Origin of the sequence: Pseudomonas sp. AD21 (genome assembly GCF_002878485.1) — a bacterium.
In the GTDB taxonomy this organism is placed as follows: domain Bacteria; phylum Pseudomonadota; class Gammaproteobacteria; order Pseudomonadales; family Pseudomonadaceae; genus Aquipseudomonas.
On the sequence record NZ_NQYG01000013.1, the window covers coordinates 1 to 17,336 of the forward strand.

General features: G+C 61.3%; 16 protein-coding genes. 4 read left to right on the plus strand and 12 right to left on the minus strand.

Annotation, left to right across the window (positions count from 1 at the left end):
* Window positions 1–358 precede the first annotated feature (358 nt).
* Window positions 359–766, plus strand: coding sequence for a DUF6124 family protein (locus PseAD21_RS29990; protein ID WP_102355637.1), 408 nt, complete (start codon window positions 359–361; stop codon window positions 764–766).
* A gap of 63 nt (window positions 767–829) precedes the next feature.
* Here the strand turns inward: PseAD21_RS29990 and PseAD21_RS10635 are convergent, their stop codons facing one another.
* From PseAD21_RS10635 to plsB, 4 genes are all read right to left on the minus strand, one after another.
* Window positions 830–1,519, minus strand: coding sequence for a DUF4197 domain-containing protein (locus tag PseAD21_RS10635; RefSeq protein WP_102355638.1), 690 nt, complete (start codon window positions 1,517–1,519; stop codon window positions 830–832).
* A 21-nt stretch (window positions 1,520–1,540) separates the two neighbouring features.
* Window positions 1,541–1,939, minus strand: coding sequence for a YbaY family lipoprotein (locus PseAD21_RS10640; protein WP_003222082.1), 399 nt, complete (start codon window positions 1,937–1,939; stop codon window positions 1,541–1,543).
* 50 nt (window positions 1,940–1,989) lie between these two features.
* Window positions 1,990–2,676, minus strand: coding sequence for a hypothetical protein (locus PseAD21_RS10645; protein ID WP_102355639.1), 687 nt, complete (start codon window positions 2,674–2,676; stop codon window positions 1,990–1,992).
* A 97-nt stretch (window positions 2,677–2,773) separates the two neighbouring features.
* Window positions 2,774–5,272 carry a glycerol-3-phosphate 1-O-acyltransferase PlsB gene (plsB, locus tag PseAD21_RS10650; RefSeq protein ID WP_102355640.1) on the minus strand — a complete coding sequence of 833 codons (2,499 nt, stop codon included), beginning with the start codon at window positions 5,270–5,272 and terminating at the stop codon, window positions 2,774–2,776.
* Window positions 5,273–5,509: 237 nt separating this feature from the next.
* Between plsB and PseAD21_RS10655 the strand changes: the two genes are divergently transcribed.
* Window positions 5,510–5,719, plus strand: a complete 210-nt coding sequence (locus PseAD21_RS10655) for a cold-shock protein (RefSeq protein WP_102355641.1) — start codon at window positions 5,510–5,512, stop codon at window positions 5,717–5,719.
* Window positions 5,720–5,859: 140 nt separating this feature from the next.
* Here the strand turns inward: PseAD21_RS10655 and PseAD21_RS10665 are convergent, their stop codons facing one another.
* The 4 genes from PseAD21_RS10665 to PseAD21_RS10680 form a co-directional block, all read right to left on the minus strand.
* Complete coding sequence (locus tag PseAD21_RS10665; RefSeq protein WP_102355642.1) at window positions 5,860–6,237, minus strand: hypothetical protein; 378 nt, start codon at window positions 6,235–6,237, stop codon at window positions 5,860–5,862.
* A 75-nt stretch (window positions 6,238–6,312) separates the two neighbouring features.
* On the minus strand, window positions 6,313–7,122 hold the full coding sequence (locus PseAD21_RS10670; RefSeq protein ID WP_102355643.1) for a putative RNA methyltransferase: 810 nt from the start codon (window positions 7,120–7,122) through the stop codon (window positions 6,313–6,315).
* On the minus strand, window positions 7,122–8,273 hold the full coding sequence (dapE, locus tag PseAD21_RS10675; protein ID WP_102355644.1) for a succinyl-diaminopimelate desuccinylase: 1,152 nt from the start codon (window positions 8,271–8,273) through the stop codon (window positions 7,122–7,124). Before dapE ends, PseAD21_RS10670 begins: the two co-directional genes overlap by 1 nt.
* Before the next feature lie 151 nt (window positions 8,274–8,424).
* Window positions 8,425–11,016, minus strand: a complete 2,592-nt coding sequence (locus PseAD21_RS10680; RefSeq protein WP_102355645.1) for a glycosyltransferase — start codon at window positions 11,014–11,016, stop codon at window positions 8,425–8,427.
* A gap of 393 nt (window positions 11,017–11,409) precedes the next feature.
* Between PseAD21_RS10680 and tcdA the strand changes: the two genes are divergently transcribed.
* Window positions 11,410–12,228, plus strand: coding sequence for a tRNA cyclic N6-threonylcarbamoyladenosine(37) synthase TcdA (gene tcdA, locus PseAD21_RS10685; RefSeq protein WP_102355646.1), 819 nt, complete (start codon window positions 11,410–11,412; stop codon window positions 12,226–12,228).
* Window positions 12,229–12,252: 24 nt separating this feature from the next.
* On the opposite strand, the gene PseAD21_RS10690 is transcribed toward tcdA, so the two are convergent.
* The 4 genes from PseAD21_RS10690 to PseAD21_RS10705 form a co-directional block, all read right to left on the minus strand.
* On the minus strand, window positions 12,253–12,657 hold the full coding sequence (locus PseAD21_RS10690) for a SufE family protein (protein WP_102355647.1): 405 nt from the start codon (window positions 12,655–12,657) through the stop codon (window positions 12,253–12,255).
* On the minus strand, window positions 12,654–13,859 hold the full coding sequence (locus tag PseAD21_RS10695; protein ID WP_102355648.1) for an aminotransferase class V-fold PLP-dependent enzyme: 1,206 nt from the start codon (window positions 13,857–13,859) through the stop codon (window positions 12,654–12,656). The genes PseAD21_RS10690 and PseAD21_RS10695 overlap by 4 nt, the downstream gene beginning before the upstream one ends.
* Before the next feature lie 145 nt (window positions 13,860–14,004).
* Complete coding sequence (gene dapD, locus PseAD21_RS10700) at window positions 14,005–15,039, minus strand: 2,3,4,5-tetrahydropyridine-2,6-dicarboxylate N-succinyltransferase (protein WP_007954762.1); 1,035 nt, start codon at window positions 15,037–15,039, stop codon at window positions 14,005–14,007.
* Window positions 15,040–15,071: 32 nt separating this feature from the next.
* Complete coding sequence (locus PseAD21_RS10705) at window positions 15,072–15,434, minus strand: ArsC family reductase (protein WP_003222107.1); 363 nt, start codon at window positions 15,432–15,434, stop codon at window positions 15,072–15,074.
* A gap of 270 nt (window positions 15,435–15,704) precedes the next feature.
* On the opposite strand from PseAD21_RS10705, the gene PseAD21_RS10710 reads away from it, so the two are divergent.
* Window positions 15,705–17,336, plus strand: a complete 1,632-nt coding sequence (locus PseAD21_RS10710; protein ID WP_102355649.1) for a Na+/H+ antiporter — start codon at window positions 15,705–15,707, stop codon at window positions 17,334–17,336.

Below are 17,336 nucleotides of genomic sequence, written 5' to 3' on the forward strand. Positions count from 1 at the left end.
GACAGCCGACCACTCTCCAACTGCCTGCACCCCATCCCACTGTGGGAGCGGGCTTGCTCGCGAAGGCGACCAGACAGCCGACCACTCTCCAACTGCCTGCACCCCATCCCACTGTGGGAGCGGGCTTGCTGGCGAAGGCGGCCAGACAGCCGACCACTCTCCAACTGCCTGCACTCAATCCCACTGTGGGAGCGAGCCTGCTCGCGAAGGCGGCCTGACAGCCGACCAATCTCCAACTGCCTGCACCCCATCCCACTGTGGGAGCGAGCCTGCTCGCGAAGGCGGCCTGCGAGCCGACCACTCTCCAACTGCCTGCACCCCATCCCACTGTGGGAGCGAACCTGCTCGCGAAGGCGGCCTGCGAGCCGACCAATCTCCGACACCCCCCAATCCCCCCGAATCCGAACCCGAAACCACCCTTGAACGACCAACCGACCCCGTCTCCCCCTACGCCTTCCTCGATTCGCTCAAGCTCCACGACGCAGCGCTGCGCGCGCTCGATCACTACCTGCTGCCCCAGGCTGAAAAACACCCCAAGCCCGTCAGTCAGCCCAGCACAATCTTCACCGTCCTCCCCGAAGTCGATTCCGAAACCCTGCTGGCCCATGCCTGTGAAACACTCGCCTCGGCCAATGTCATGGCCAGTGCGTTGGCGTTTACCCTGAGCGTCCCGACGTGCAGTCAGCTTCTCGGCATCCAGCAGATGATTTCGCTCGCTGAGCTGTCGGTAAACCGCGTCCTTGATCAAGTCGATCCGCAAGACTGACAGGCAACAAAAAGCCCGCTGACCTTCACAGGTTCAGCGGGCTTTTGTTTGCATCGGGATCGCTTACAAAGTCCCGAACACCTTTTTCGCAAGACCGGTCGCCGCAGCAGCCGGATTCTTGCGAATGGTTTCTTCCTGTTTGCCGATCATTTCGAACAGGCCGTTCAGCGCTTGTTCGGTGACGTAGTTTTCGACGTTGGCGCTCTTCGCATCCACCACGCCCAGGGTCGCGGCCTGGCCGGCGAAGGCGTTGTACTTTTGTGCTACGCCGACTTTGTCGGTGGCTTGTTTGACGATTGGCAGGAACTTGGCGCGGATCTGTTCGCGGCTGGATTTGTCCAGGTATTGGGTAGCCGAGTCGGTGCCGCCGCTGAGGATGCCTTTGGCGTCGGCCACGGTCATCTTCTTCACGGCGTCGACGAGGATCGGCTGAGCCTGGGTCACGGCGTTTTCCGCCGCCTTGTTCATCGCGGTTTCGAGTTCGTCGACCTGGGCGCCCATGCCGAAGGCTTTCATCTTGCCGGCGACTTTACCGAGTTTGCCCGGCAGTTCGATTTTCACTTGCGGGTTGTTGCTGAAACCGCCCGGGGTGCCGAGTTGTTTGACGGCCAGTTGCGCGCCTTGGGTCAGGGCGTCCTTGAGGCCGCCGCTGGCGTCTTGTTGTGACAGGTCGCTGAGCGACAGCGCCAGTGCGTTGGCGCAGATCATCAAGCCCGCGCACAGGCCGGCGAAGCGAAGGGTAGGGCGGAACATGGCAGCTTCCTTGATAGATAATTAGCGAATGGCGTCGACGCGGATTTTCAGCGGCTGCGGATCGTTGCCGTCCAGTTGCACGGCGTGGTTTTCGGTGGTGATGAACATCAACTCGCCGTTGACTTCGATGCGCGCGCTGACCGAGTAGCGGTGGCCGGGTTTGACCTGCGCCGGATCGTAGCTCAAATGAAACGGCAGCGGCACCTGGCCTTTGACCGGGCCTTTCTGTTCGTCGAGGACCACCGCCGGGGCGTCGGCCAGCGATACGTCTTGCAGGCTCACGCTCAAGGTCGCGCTCGGTGGCAGGGCGATGCGTTGCAGGTAGAACACTTCGCCGTCGAGGCCGACTTTACCGGCCGGGGTGGTCGACTGGCAGGCGCTCAACAGGGTGGCAGCGGCGAGAAGGGTGAGTTTTTTCATCGGGACCTCTGAGACATGTGCGCCGGAAGAATCCCGGCGCCGAAGGAAATCTAGCGGATTTTGCTGTCAGCGTCAGTGAACAAACGTAAGGGTTTTTCCAACCACTGCGCCATGGCCTGAATCAACCACGAGCGTTGTTCGCGTGGCGGCGGGGAAAGTTCTATTCGCCCGGGACTGACCGGAATGCGTTGGTGGTAGCGGTTTTCGATGCCGCTGAGTGCATAACTCTTGCCGGGAGTGACACTGGCCGGGTCATATTTCAGATAGAACGAAGTGGCGGTCTGTTCGTCGTGGCTGACTCGCACCAGTTCAACTTCGGGACTGTCGGCCTCATGCAGGCTGATGGTGACTGCTTCTTCGGTCGGGAAGTTTTCCGGCTCTTGAACTTCAACATATAACAGCCCGATCGGGCTCAGGTGCACGGTCTGGCGATGAGGCAGCTTGTTGACGATGACAAAGTATTCCTGATCAAGCAGCAAGGGTTGGTGCTTGTGGAACATCCGGACGGTAATTCGGTACTTCACGCCGATATCTGTATAGGGATGGAGGAATTCGAACTTCCAGTCGCCTTCGAACAGCCTTGCAAAGCGCTGTTCCTTGATGGGCGTCGACAGCTTCGGATTAACCCCCTCGATGGTGACAATGGTTTCATTGTCACCATCGAGGGGGATTTGAAAGGCTGCTGGTAAACTGAAGTTTAAAGTGACTGCCGAAGTGTGGTCGTTTAACAGGCTCATCTCGATATCCTTATCGTGATTGTTTGAAAGAGCCTATTAATTCATGGATCAACTAACGGGGGAACCGAACGGTACGCCCGTTAGTTGTCGGCAAATTTCAGACTGGCGGCGTTACAGCGGTTTCCGCAGCATCTTCACTGCGATGCAACGCCACCTGACGAATCGACAAGCGAATCTCCGCCGGCAATACGCGCTTGGCCGCGCCCTCGGCCAGTTCGCCGAGCAGTTCGTGGTAACTCAGCTTGCCGGCCTCGTCGCGGTGCAGCACGTCGAGATCCAGCAGGGTCTGGATGAAGTGACGGAACAGGCTCTTGTCGAAGAACTCCGGGGCGTTCAGGCCGTGCAGGATCGACAGGCGCTGGGCCATGACCGTGCACAGGTCTTCCAGTTCTTCGGCGCTGATGCTGTTCTGCCCGGCGTTGAGCAGCAGCGAGACCGTCATGTAGAAGCGCTGCAGGGTCTGCGCGATGCTTTTCGACAGCAGGGTCAGCAGCACAAAGTGCCGCGAACTCGGAGCGGGGCGCAGGTACACGTCCTTCTCGAAACGCAGCAGGCCTTGTTCGACGAACGCTTCCAGCCATTGATCGACCACGGCGTCGAGTTCGTCCAGGCTCCAGCGAATGAACAGCTCCGCCTGCAGGTACCGATACAGCGCACGGGTGTAGCGCAGGATCTGTTCGCGGCTCATGCGCGAGGTGCTCTGGAAGAAGCTCGCCAGCAGCGCCGGCAGGGCGAAGATGTGCAGCACGTTGTTGCGGTAGTAGGTCATCAGGACGGCGTTCTGCTCGTCCAGATACAGAATCTTGCCCAGCGCATCGTTCTGCTCGGACAGCAGATCCATGTCCTTCACGTGCTCGATCAGCGCACGGCCGTCGCCTTGCGGCAAGGTGGTGTGCGGCGAATACGGCACTTTGCGCAGCAATGCCAGATACAGATCCAGCACCCGCGCCATGGCCCGGTCGTCCAGTGCCAGGCGGGTGGTCGACAGCAGTGCCAGCGCCACCAGATTGACCGGGTTGATCGCCGCCGCTTCGTTCAGGTGCTGCGCGACTTTCTCGCCAAGGCGATTGGTGGTTTCGTTGAGCCACGCCGGTTTGTACTGCGGGCCGAGTTCCTGCTGGCGCCAGTCCGGTTGTTCGCTGTCGAGGAACTCCGCGAGTTTGATCGGCTCACCGAAGTTCACTGCGACCTGACCGAAGCGCTGCTTGAGCGCGCCGATGACTTTGAAGATGTCGAAGATCGACTCTTTTTTCTTGCTCGCCCCGCGCAGTTCGCCAAGGTAGGTACGACCTTCCAGCACGCGCTCGTAACCGATGTACACCGGCACGAAGACGATCGGCATCCGCGACGAACGCAGGAAGCTGCGCAGGGTGATCGCGAGCATGCCGGTTTTCGGTTGCAGCATGCGCCCGGTACGGGAGCGGCCGCCCTCGACGAAGTACTCGACCGGGAAGCCTTTGGTGAACAGAGTGTGCAGGTATTCGTTGAACACCGAGGTGTACAGCGGATTGCCCTTGAACGTGCGGCGCATGAAAAACGCGCCGCCGCGCCGCAGCAGGCTGCCGATCACCGGCATATTCAGGTTGATCCCGGCGGCAATGTGCGGCGGGGTCAGGCCGTTACGGAACAGCAAATACGAGAGCAGCAGGTAGTCGATGTGGCTGCGGTGGCACGGCACGTAGATCACTTCGTGACCCTGGGCGACCTTTTGCACGCCTTCGATGTGGTTGACCTTGATCCCGTCGTAGATCTTGTTCCAGAACCAGCTCAGCACCACTTCGAGGAAACGGATCGCGGTGTAGGTGTAGTCCGAGGCGATCTCGTTGCCGTAGCGCAGGGCCTGGGCCTTGGCCTTTTCCGCAGAGATGTTTTCGCGTTCGGCTTCGTCGAGGATCGCTTGCTTGACCAGTGGCTGGTTGAGCAGGCCTTTGACCAGATTGCGCCGGTGCGAGATGTCCGGGCCGATCACCGCCGCCTTCAGGTTGCGAAAGTGCACGCGCAGGATGCGTTGGGCCATGCGCACGGTGCGCTCGTGGCCCTTGTTGTGCTCGATCAGTTCGCGCAGGTGGATCGGCGCCGAGAACTGCACGCGGGTTTTGCGCCCGAGGACGATGATGCTCAGCAGTCGACGCAAGCGCCCGGTGACCGCCCAGCTGTCGGCGAACAGCAGCTTCCACGGACTGTTTTCGCTGTCCGGCGACTGGCCCCAGAACACGCTGACCGGAATGATCTGCGCGTCTTCGGCGGCGTTCTGGGTGAGGGCGCTGACCAGTCGGGTCAGGGTCGGCGGCGCACCGCGCTTGTCCTGACGGCCGAGCCAGTCCGGGTCCGGCGTCAGGTAGAAGAACGCCGCCGGTTCGATCAGCGACCCCACCGACACCGGCAGCACCGGACGCGGCAGCCCGGCCTTGGTGCACTCGGTGTCAACCACCGCCAGATCGGTGAGCGAGGGGTTTTGCAGGACGTAGAACACCGGACGACTGCGGTCGAGGTTGAGGGTGAACGACGACTGGTTGATCGTCTCCGAGCGAACCCAGAGGTACAACAGTCGGCGCAAGGTGCCAAACACAAGACGGTGGAACGGGGAACGGGTCATACGACTTCTGCGTGAGTGAATAAAACCGAGCATTTGCTCGGGCGGTCGATAGTGTGCCGGATTCGCTGAAAATCGGCAAAAAAGCGGCGAAGTAATCTCCTGTTGAGAGTTTTCGCGCCTGTCATATACTCGGCAATCTGTCGCCGGGGCCCTTTATGGACGTCGGGCGCAGGCTGACGTTCCGCAAAGGCTTTCCTGCGAAAAGCCTGTTCAATAATAAAAAAGGAGTATGAACAGATGGCAACACGTGAAACCGGCAACGTGAAGTGGTTCAACGACGCCAAGGGCTACGGCTTCATTCAGCGCGACGACGGGGTGGACGTGTTCGTGCACTACCGCGCGATTCGCGGTGAAGGGCATCGCTCGCTGACTGAAGGGCAGCAGGTTGAATATGCGCTGGTGACGGGGGAGAAGGGGTTGCAGGCTGAGGATGTGGTAGGTCTGTAATACAAATCTCCAAAACACCCAAAACCACTGTGGGAGCGGGCTTGCTCGCGAATGCGGTGTATCAGTCAATATTGATATGGACTGATACACCGCATTCGCGAGCAAGCCCGCTCCCACATTTGGATCTGCGTCGCCTGTTGTTATGCGGTTTTCCAGGTGATCTCTTCTTCACCGTCTTCGCTGATCCGGATCCAGCGATCGGCGGTCTCTTCACCTTCTTCCTCGATCCACGTTCCCGGCGCGCAACGCACTTCGACGTTCAGCGCGGCAAAGGCTGCGCGGGCGCAGGCGATGTCGTCGTCCCATGGGGTCGCATCGCTTTCCAGGTACAGGCTGTTCCATTTGCCGACGGCTTTTGGCAGCCAGGTCACTGGGATGTTGCCGGCCTTGCACTTGTAGGTCTGGCCTTTCTGAACCCAGTCGCTGCACGGGCCCAGCGCGGCGCCGAGCCAGGCGGAAATGGCCTTGTGGTCGACGTCGGCGTCTTTCAGGTAAATCTCGATATCCGGTTGGCGCATGGATGTCCTCACTGCGGGTCTGAAAAATCCATTCGCGGATTTAGCCGGCCCCGGGCACTTGCCCGAGACCAAAAGTTATTGAAGAACGAAATAATCGTAGCGCATCGACACGGTGGTCACGAACGGCTCGGCCTGTTCGATCACTGCGGCGCGGCGTTCGGCACTGGCGCGCCAGCCGTGGGGCGTCATCGCCAACAGGTTGGCGCGATCCTCGGGTTTGTCCAGCGTCAGTTTGAATTCCAGGGTTTCACTGTGCGCCAGCGCCATGCCTTCGGGCACCAGGGCCAGATGCTTGTCGTCGGTGTATTCGCGCACTTCGTCGTACAGCCGTTCGCGCAGTTCCATCAGGTGGCCGCTGGTCGGGCCGACCTTCATCAGGCCGCCGCCGACACTCAGTAGGCGCTTGGCTTCTTCCCAGTCCAGCGGGCTGAAAACACTCGCAAGAAACTGGCAACTGCCCGACGCCAGGGGCACGCGGGCCATGCTGGCGATCAACCAGGTAAGCGAGGGGTTGCGCTTGCAGGCGCGTTTGACCGCCTCGCGGGAGATGTCCAGCGCGTAGCCATCGGCGTCCGGCAGGGCATCGGCGATCTGTGCGGTGTAGTAACCCTCGCCGCACCCGATATCGACCCAGCGCGCCGGCGCATAACCCGCCGCCAGCTCGGCCAGACGTTTGGCCACCGGCGCGTAGTGCCCGGCATTCAAGAAGTCACGGCGAGCCTCGACCATCGCCTGGTTATCGCCAGGATCGCGGCTGTTCTTGTGCTGCACCGGCAACAGGTTCAGGTAACCCTGGCGCGCGCGGTCGAAGCGGTGGCCGGCAGGGCACACCACGCCGTTGTCCACGCTGTTCAGCGGTTCACTGCAGATCGGGCACGCGAGCATCAGGCGAGCAACTTGATCAGGGTCTGGTAGTAGATCTCGGTCAGTACATCGAGATCGGTCGCCAGCACGCGTTCGTTGACCTGGTGAATGGTCGCGTTGACCGGGCCCAGCTCAACCACTTGGGTGCCCATGGTCGCGATGAAGCGACCGTCGGAAGTACCGCCACTGGTCGACGCCTTGGTCTCGCGGCCGGTGATGTCCTTGATGCTCGACGACACCGCGTCGAGCAGCGCGCCCGGTTCGGTGAGGAACGGCAGACCGGACAGCGCCCAGTCGATGTGCCAGTCCAGACCGTGCTTGTCGAGGATGTCGGCCACGCGTTTCTGCAGGCCTTCGACGGTGGATTCGGTGGAGAAACGGAAATTGAACACCGCCACCAGATCACCCGGGATCACGTTGGTCGCGCCGGTGCCGGAATTGAGGTTGGAAATCTGGAAACTGGTCGGCGGGAAGAAATCGTTGCCGTGATCCCAGTGCTCGGCGGCCAGCTCGGCCAGCGCCGGGGCCGCGAGGTGGATCGGGTTCTTCGCCAGATGCGGGTAGGCCACGTGACCCTGCACGCCGCGCACGGTGAGCTTGGCGCCCAGCGAGCCGCGACGACCGTTTTTCACCACGTCACCGACCAGCGTGGTGCTCGACGGTTCTCCGACGATGCACCAGTCCAGACGTTCCTTGCGCGCCACCAGACGTTCAACCACCGCTTTGGTGCCGTGGTGCGCCGGGCCTTCTTCGTCGCTGGTGATCAGGAACGCGACCTTGCCCTTGTGGTTCGGGTAGTCGGCGACGAAACGCTCGGCGGCCACGGTCATCGACGCCAGGCTGCCTTTCATGTCCGCTGCGCCACGGCCGCAGAGCATGCCGTGTTCATCGATCAGCGCGTTGAACGGGTCGATCTGCCAGGCCGTTACCGGACCGGTCGGCACCACGTCGGTGTGGCCGGCGAAGCACAGCACCGGGCCGTCGTCGTTGCCGTGGGTGGCCCAGAAGTTATCCACATCTTCGATGCGCATCGGCTCGAGGGTGAAACCGGCATCGCCCAGGCGCTGCATCATCTGCTTCTGGCAATCGGCGTCGACCGGCGTCACGGACGGACGGCGGATCAGATCGATGGCGAGTTGGAGGGTCGGCGAAAGGTCGGCGTGGGCCGTCATGGAAAACTCCGGAGATCATGAATGTGGGCGCGGACTAACTGTAGGAATTGGGTTCGGCCAATGAGCCGAACGCCGCCAAGCCCTGCAAAATGGCGGTTATCTTAAAGCAAAACGGCGACCATTGGCCGCCGTTTAGTGCTTCGTCGAGGAATTAGACGACAGGCGCCGGTTCAGGCTCCGTTGCCGGTTTTGGCAGCGACGAGAGGAACGCCATGATCAGCGCTGCCAGGTACGGCAGCGACTGCACCAGCAGCATCGCCACCCAGAAGCGCATGTCGTTGCTCGGAATGCCTTGCACCAGGTAGATCCCCAGTGCCGCGCCCCACAACAGCAGCATGATGAACAGCTCTTCGCGCGCTTCGGAAATCGCCACCCAGAAACCGTGGTTGTCGGCGTTTTTCGGCGTGCGGAAGAACGGGATGCTGCTGGTGAAGAAGCCGTACAGCACCGCTTTGGCGATGGTGTGCGACAACGCCAGGCCCGCGAGCGCCGCGCAGAACGCATCCTTGAGGTTCACGCCGACGGCGCGACGGTACAGGAAGATGATCTTGCCGACCTTGAATACGAACAGCGCCAAAGGCGGGATCGCGAAGATCAGCAGCGGCGGATCGACCCGTTGCGGCACGATGATCATCGCCGCCGACCACAACAGCGCGCCGACGGTGAAGAAGATGTTCATGCCGTCCGCGACCCACGGCAACCAGCCGGCGAGGAAGTGGTAGCGCTGGCCACGGGTCAGCTCGGTGTCCTTGCCGCGCAACAGGCTGCCGGTGTGGCGCTTGATGATCTGGATCGCGCCATAGGCCCAGCGGAAACGCTGCTTCTTGAAGTCGATGAAGGTATCCGGCATCAGACCCTTGCCGTAACTGTCGTGGTAATACGCCGCCGACAGACCTTTTTCGAACACGCGCAGACCGAGCTCGGCGTCTTCACAGATGCACCAGTCGGCCCAGCCCAACTCTTCCAGAACAGAACGCCGGGTCATGGTCATGGTGCCGTGCTGGATGATCGCGTCGCGGTCGTTGCGGGTGACCATGCCGATGTGGAAGAAGCCTTTGTATTCGGCGTAGCAGAGCTTCTTGAAGGTGCTTTCGTTCTGGTCGCGGTAATCCTGCGGCGACTGCACCACGGCGATTTTCGGATCGGCGAAGTGCGGCACCATGTGCTTGAGCCAGTTCGGGTGCACGCAGTAGTCGGAGTCGATCACCGCGATGACTTCGGCGTCCTTGGCGGTGTGCGGAATCAGGTAGTTCAGCGCGCCGCCCTTGAAGCCGGCCAGGGGCGATACGTGGAAGAACTTGAAGCGCGGGCCCAAGGTTTCGCAGTAGTCGCGCACCGGCTCCCACACGGCCGGGTCCTTGGTGTTGTTGTCGATGATCAGGACTTCATAGTCCGGGTAATCGAGGGCGGCCAGGGCGTCGAGGGTCTGTTTGACCATCTCCGGTGGCTCGTTGTAGCAAGGTACGTGGATCGAGACTTTCGGTCTGTAGTCCGAGTCGCCCACCACCGGCAGGAATTCACGCCGGCGCTTGTGGGTCCAGACCGCTTCGGCCAGTTCATGCGCCTCGGTCAGCAATACGATGAACACCCCGAGCGCACCCAGCGCCAGGAGGAAACCCACCGTCAGGCTGAACCAGGTGCTGTATTGCTGGCTGTAGTCGTAGCCGATCCACACCAGCACTGAACCGCAGAGGAACGCGATAAAGGTCAGGAAGGTACGGCCACGCTGGCGCAGCGCCGAGCCGTCAATCATCAGCAGGGTCAGCGACAGCAGCGCCAGCACCACCGAACCGATGGCCAGCACGCGCCATTGCGGGATCGCCACTACCGGGCCTTCGAAGTTGAATTTCTGCTGGCGCGCAGCGTTGAACACGCCCCAGTAGGCGCCTACCGAACCTTCGTCACTGGCCTTCCACGGCTGGTCGAAGGCTTCGATCACGAAGTAGTTGAAGCCCTGGCGGTTAAGCTTGTTGACCAGGGTGCGCAGGTAGATTGCCTGATCCGCCGGCGACGCATCGGCGCCACCGCGCATGCGACCGTTGCTCGGCCAGCCGACTTCGGACAGCAGCAACGGTTTTTTCGGGAACATCTTTTTCAGGTCGCGGGCGCGGTCGAAGACGAACTGCCCGGCCTTGTCGACGGGGATGAATTCCCAGTACGGCAGCACGTGAGCAGCGATCAGGTCGACGTGTTTGGCCAGTTCCGGGTGTTCTTCCCAGACGTGCCACTGCTCGGAAGTGGTCACCGGCACCTTCACCGCTGAACGCACGCGATCAAGCAGCACGCTCAGTTGTTCGGCAGTGATTTCCTTGCGGAAGATCGCCTCGTTGCCGACCACCACGCGAACCACGCTGCGCGAAGTGTTGGCCAGTTCGATGGCGCGCTGGATTTCCCGCTCGTTGCGTTCCTGGTCGGGGCTGATCCAGATCCCGAGGGTCACGCGCAGACCGAACTCTTCCGCCAGTTTCGGGATGTCCTGCAGGGAACCGTCGACCGAGTAGATACGGATGTTGTCCGTCAGTTTGCTCATGATCTCCAGGTCGCGGCGCATTTCATCGTCAGTCGGATACTGATCCTTCTGTGGGAATTGACCCTGCTGGAATGGCGAATAGGAGAAACCGGAGATCTGCTCCGGCCAGTTGGGCGCGGAGACCGGGCGGTTGATCAGCGCCCAGAAACCGGTGAACAGGGCGGCGATTGCCAGAACCACCACCAGGTTGAGACCAAATTTACGCGATGACATAGCTATTTCGGGTTCCAAAGGCTGTGGAACGAAGGATCGGTTGGTATTGCGGCTTTCTGACTAGCAAAGGGCGCGAATCCTACACCGGCAGTTCACTGCTCGTACACCGGACAGGGAAATGCCGGACATTGGGCAGTCCAACCTGATTTAAGTTCTTTAGTAACAGCTTGTAAGAGAAAACTTTGTTCAGTGTGGCATCAATTTCCTGTGGCGAGGGAGCTTGCTCCCGCTGGACTGCGACGCAGGCCGCTTTTTTGAGGGCCGCTTCGCGACCCAGCGGGAGCAAGCTCACTCGCCACAGGGTTTGTATAAAACGGCTGCGTTCACCGTTCATAGCGTCAAAGATGCTCTTGGCCGCCGACGGCCCTATAATGCGCGCCGGTTTTTGGGGTAATGGTCATGAGTACAGAAGATCCACGGTTTGCAGGCATCGCCCGTTTGTATGGCATCGAGGGCCTCGAGCGCCTGCGTGCGGCCCATGTGGCGATTGTCGGCGTCGGTGGCGTCGGTTCCTGGGCGGCGGAAGCCATGGCCCGGTGTGGCGTGGGCGAGATTTCGCTGTTCGACCTCGACGACGTCTGCGTCAGCAACGCCAACCGGCAGTTGCATGCGCTGGACAGCACTGTCGGCAAACCCAAGGTCGAAGTGATGGCCGAGCGTCTGCGCGGGATCAACCCGGACTGCACGGTGCACGCGGTGGCCGATTTCGTCACCCGCGACACCATGGCCGAGTACATCACGCCGAACATCGATTGTGTGATCGACTGCATCGACGCGGTCAACGCCAAGGCTGCGCTGATTGCCTGGTGCAAACGCCGCAAGATCCAGATCATCACCACCGGCGGTGCCGGCGGGCAGATTGATCCGACGCTGATTCAGGTCTGCGACCTCAACCGTACGTTCAACGATCCACTGGCCTCGAAAGTGCGTTCGACCCTGCGTCGTGACTACGGCTTCTCGCGCACCGTGACCCGCCATTACAGCGTGCCGTGCGTGTTCTCCACTGAACAGCTGCGCTATCCGAAACCCGATGGCAGCATCTGTCTGCAGAAGAGTTTTGTCGGCGATGGCGTGAAGCTCGACTGCGCGGGCGGGTTTGGCGCGGTGATGATGGTGACGGCGACGTTCGGCATGGTCGCGGCGACCAAGGCTGTGGACAAGATTGTGGCGGGCGTTCGGCGCCCGGCGGATCGCATTAAACCTCAGGTTTGATGTTGTGGCTGCTCGCGAAGGCGATTAACCGGCCAACTCATTCATTCGCTGGAGCACGGCATTCAAGCCATTGCTGCGCGATGGCGATAGCTGGCGCGAAAGGCCGAGTTGATTAAACCAGTCTGGCAGATCAACCTGTTGCAACTCAGCCGCCGACAAGCCGTTAACCCGCAACAGCAACAACGCCACCAACCCGCGAATCATCCGCGCATCGCTGCTGGCGCTGAATTGCCAATGACCGTCACGCAATTCCCCAACCAGCCACACCTGACTCTCACAGCCATGCACCCGGTTGGCCTCGCACTTGTCCGCGTCATCCAGCGGCGGCAAACGATCACCAAACTGCATCAACAACCGCGCGCGCTGTTCCCAGCCAGCCGCATTCTGAAAAGTCTGCAACGCCTCGGCGGCTTCGACCGGCAGGCTCATCGCAACAACTCCAGCGCCTGATCCAGTGCTTCGAAGAAGCGTTCCAGATCCTCGGAATCGTTGTACAACGCCAGCGACACGCGAATCGCCCCGGCCAGCTCAAGGCTTTTGAGCAACGGCATGGCGCAATGATGCCCGGCGCGCACGGCGATACCTTGCTCGGTCAACAGGTGCGCCAGATCAGCGTTGTGCACGCCCTCGACGACAAAACTTGCCAGCGCCAGCTGCGGTTTGCCCAGCAGGCGAATGCCGTTACGGGCGGCGAGGCCTTGCAGCAGATAGTCGTGCAGCGCTGCTTCATGGGCGGATACCGCGTCCTGATCGAGCCCGGCCAGATAGTCGAGGGTTGCACCCAATCCGATCACGCTGGCAATCGGCGGCGTGCCCGCTTCAAAACCCAGCGGGGCAGGGCGGAAACGCGCGTCGTGATAGTTGGCTTCCAGCACCATTTCGCCGCCGAACTGCCACGGCTGCAGTTGCTCAAGCGCTGTGTTGCGCCCGAACAGCACACCGAGGCCATCGGGGCCGTACAGCTTGTGGCTGGAAAACACATAGAAGTCGCAACCCAGCGCCTGCACGTCGTGGCGACCATGCACCACACCTTGCGCGCCATCGACCACGGTCAGCGCGTCCTGCGCCTTGGCCATCGCCAACAGTGCCGGCAGCGGCTGCCAGGCACCGAGCACATTGGACAACTGACTGACCGCCAGCAAGCGAGTGCGCGGACCGATCAGGCGTACGGCGGCGCCGAGGTCGATCACGCCGTCGGCGTCCAGCGGCAGGATCACCAGTTTCAGGTCGCGACGCTGCGCCAGTTGCTGCCACGGCAGCAGGTTGGCGTGATGCTCCAGGGCGCTGATGACAATTTCATCGCCCGGGTGGAAAAGATGTTCCAGGCCATACGCCAGGAGATTCAGCGCACTGGTGGCGCCGTGGGTGAAGATGATCTGCCCGCTGTCACCGGCATTCAGCCACTGGGCAACCTTGAGCCGACTGTCTTCGAACGCCTGCGTGGCGTGGGCGCCGGGCAGGTGCTGCGCGCGATGCACATTGGCTGCGCCGTTGGCGTAGTAATGCGTCAGTGCGTCGAGCAGGGCCTGGGGTTTTTGCGTGGTGGCGGCGTTGTCCAGATAGGTCTGGTCTTGCCGTTGCAGGGCGGCGATGGCCGGAAAATCGGCGCGCCAGGGAGAGGGAATCATCACAGTTTTTAGCCCTGGTGAAGAGGGGCGGGATGTACGCCAAACCTTGTGGGAGCGAGCCTGCTCGCGAAGACGTCCCTGAGAACGCCAAGAGCTTCGCGAGCAGGTCGAATCGTCGAACCGTCGCTCCCACAGGTGCTTAAAGCACTTAGTTGTGAGCGTGCAGCGCTTCGTTCAGTTCGATCGCCGATTTGTGGGTTTTGCACTCCACGGCACCGGTTTCCGAATTGCGACGGAACAGCAGGTCAGTCTGACCGGCCAGTTCACGCGCCTTCACAACCTTGACCAGGTTGTTGTGCTCGTCCAGCAGCGCGACCTTGGTGCCGGCGGTCACGTACAGGCCCGATTCGACGGTGTTGCGGTCGCCCAACGGAATACCGATACCGGCGTTGGCACCGATCAGGCAGCCTTCGCCAACCTTGATCACGATGTTGCCGCCACCCGACAGGGTGCCCATGGTCGAGCAGCCGCCGCCCAGGTCCGAACCCTTGCCGACGAACACGCCAGCGGAGACGCGGCCTTCGATCATGCCCGGGCCTTCGGTGCCGGCGTTGAAGTTGATGAAGCCTTCGTGCATCACGGTGGTGCCTTCGCCCACGTACGCACCCAGACGCAGACGTGCCGCGTCAGCGATACGCACGCCGGCCGGTACCACGTAGTCGGTCATTTTCGGGAACTTGTCCACCGAGAACACTTCCAGCAGCTCGCCACGCAGACGGGCTTCGAGTTGCAGTTCGGCCAGTTCGCTCAGGTCGATCGCGCCCTGGCTGGTCCAGGCAACGTTCGGCAGCAGCGGGAAGATCCCGGCCAGGCTCACGCCGTGCGGCTTGACCAGGCGGTGGGACAGCAGGTGTAGCTTGAGGTAGGCCTCGGGTGTCGAGGTCAGCTGTGCGTCTTCGGCCAGCAGGGTGGCGACCAGCGGCTTGTGGCTCTCGGCCAGACGGGTCAGCAGTTTGCCTTGAACGGCGTCGATGCCTTTGACCGCTTCAGCCAGTTGCGCAGCCTGTGCAGTGGTAAAAGTGATGGCCTGGTTGCCTTCGGTGTAACCGAGGATCGGCGCAACGGCGGCGACCAGTTCGGCCGAAGGGTTGAGCAGTGGCTGAGCGTAGAACACTTCCAGCCAGGCGCCTTGACGGTTCTGAGTGCCGACACCAAAGGCGATGCTGAACAGGGAATTGGACATGTGAATACCTCTAGCAATAAGTGACGGGCTGCTTACTTGAGTGCGGCCGCGTAGATGTCTGGCTTGAAGCCAATCAGGGTTCGGTCACCGAGATCGAGCACCGGACGCTTGATCATCGAGGGTTGAGCGAGCATCAGTTCGATGGCTTTCGACTGGTCGAGATCGGCTTTACGTTCGTCGTCGAGTTTGCGAAAGGTCGTGCCTGCACGGTTCAACACCGTTTGCCAGCCGTGCTCGTCACACCATTGGGTCAGGTGCTCACGGTCGATACCGGCAGTTTTGTAGTCATGGAAGTCGTAGCTGACAGCGTGTTCATCGAGCCAAGTGCGCGCCTTCTTCATGGTGTCGCAGGCTTTGATGCCGAAAAGGTGCAACGTTTTACTTGAAACGGTCAAGGAATTGCCCCCTTTACAGGTGCTGGAAAAAAATGGTGTCGGATTATGCCATGACCCTTCAGCTAATACGCAAAACACCTGTAGGAGTGAGCCTGCTCGCGATGGCTTTTTCATGTTCAAGCTGCAATTGACGGACACACCGCTATCGCGAACAGGCTCACTCCTGCAAGGGAATGTGCGGGAGGTTGCGACATAGGTGCAAACGCCAGACGCATCCTAAGCGGCTAATATGGCAGTTCAACGCTGTCGATTGTCTGAGAATTCCGCTTTATGCAAACCGCTTATACCGTGCTGATCCTGTTGATGCTGGTCAGCGTCTCGCGGCTGGTCGGACGGGTCATCCCGCTGCCGCTGCCCCTCGTGCAAATCGCCGCCGGTGCGCTGCTGGCCTGGCCGACACTGGGCCTGCACGTCGCGCTGGATCCTGAATTGTTCCTGTTTCTGTTCCTGCCGCCGCTGCTGTTTTCAGATGGTTGGCGCATGCCCAAGCGTGAGTTCTGGCATCTGCGCGGCCCGATCCTGACGCTGGCCGTCGGTCTGGTGCTGTTCACCGTGGTTGGCGCCGGGTACTTCATTCACTGGCTGTTGCCGAGCATTCCGCTGGCGGTCGCCTTCGCACTCGCCGCCGTGCTGTCGCCGACTGACGCCGTGGCGGTTTCAGCCATTTCGCAGAACCGCTTGCCGACGCCGCTGATGCATATCCTGCAAGGCGAGGCGCTGATGAACGATGCGTCGGGTCTGGTGACGTTCAAGTTCGCCTTGGTGGCCGCGGTGACCGGGGTGTTCTCGCTGGCCAATGCCAGCCTGACGTTCGTGCTGGTGGCGGTCGGCGGACTGGCGGTCGGCGTGGCGCTGAGCTGGCTGGTCGGACGCTTGCGCGCGTGGATGATCGCCAGGGGCTGGGACGATCCGGCCACCCACGTGGTGTTTATGTTGCTGCTGCCGTTCGCCGCCTACGTGTTGGCCGAACGACTGGGGGCTTCGGGCATTCTTTCGGCGGTGGCGGCGGGAATGATGCAGAGCTGGCTCGATCTGCTGCCACGGCAGACCAGCACCCGCTTGCTCAATCGCAGCGTCTGGTCGTTGTTGGAGTTCGCCTTCAACGGTCTGATCTTTCTGCTGCTCGGTCTGCAACTGCCGGACATCATCAAAGCGGTGGTCAGCCACGAACCGACGCTGTGGCCGACGCTGCTGTATCGCGGCCTTGATGTGGTGGCGATTTTTCTCGCGTTGGTACTGTTGCGGTTTATCTGGGTGCAGAGCATTTGGCGCTTGTCGGTGCTGTTGCGGCGTTTGCGCGGCAAGGGCGACCTGACGCAAGTGCCCACGGCCCGATCCTGCTGGCTGCTGAGCGTCGGCGGTGTGCGCGGGGCGGTGACGCTGGCCGGTGTGATGTCGGTGCCGATGTTGATGGGCAGCGAGGCGTTCCCCGAGCGTGACCTGCTGATCTTCATCGCCGCCGGGGTGATTCTGTTGTCGCTGATTTGCGCCTGCATCGCTTTGCCGTTGCTGTTGCGCGGCATCGAGAAAAGTCCGGACGACAAACGTCGCCAGGAAGTGCGCGATGCTTGGCGCAAGACCGCCGAGGCGGCGATTCATGCGCTGGAAACCGAAGAGGTCGGCCCGCAGGATGCTGCGCAGGCCGCGCTCTCGGCAGAACTCAAGGCGCGGATCATGTCCGAGTATCGCCATCAACTCGAAGTTTTCAATGATTCGGCCGAAGCCCAGGCGTTGGCGTTCCAGATGGATCTGCTGGAGCGCCGCTTGCGTTTGAAGGCGTTGCGAGCGCAACGCCTTGAGTTGTACAGCCTGAGTCGTCATCACCAGATTGGTGATGACGTGCTGCGCGAAGTGCTGGGCGAGCTGGATTTGAGTGAGGCCAACCTTGGCTCAGTGAAGTGA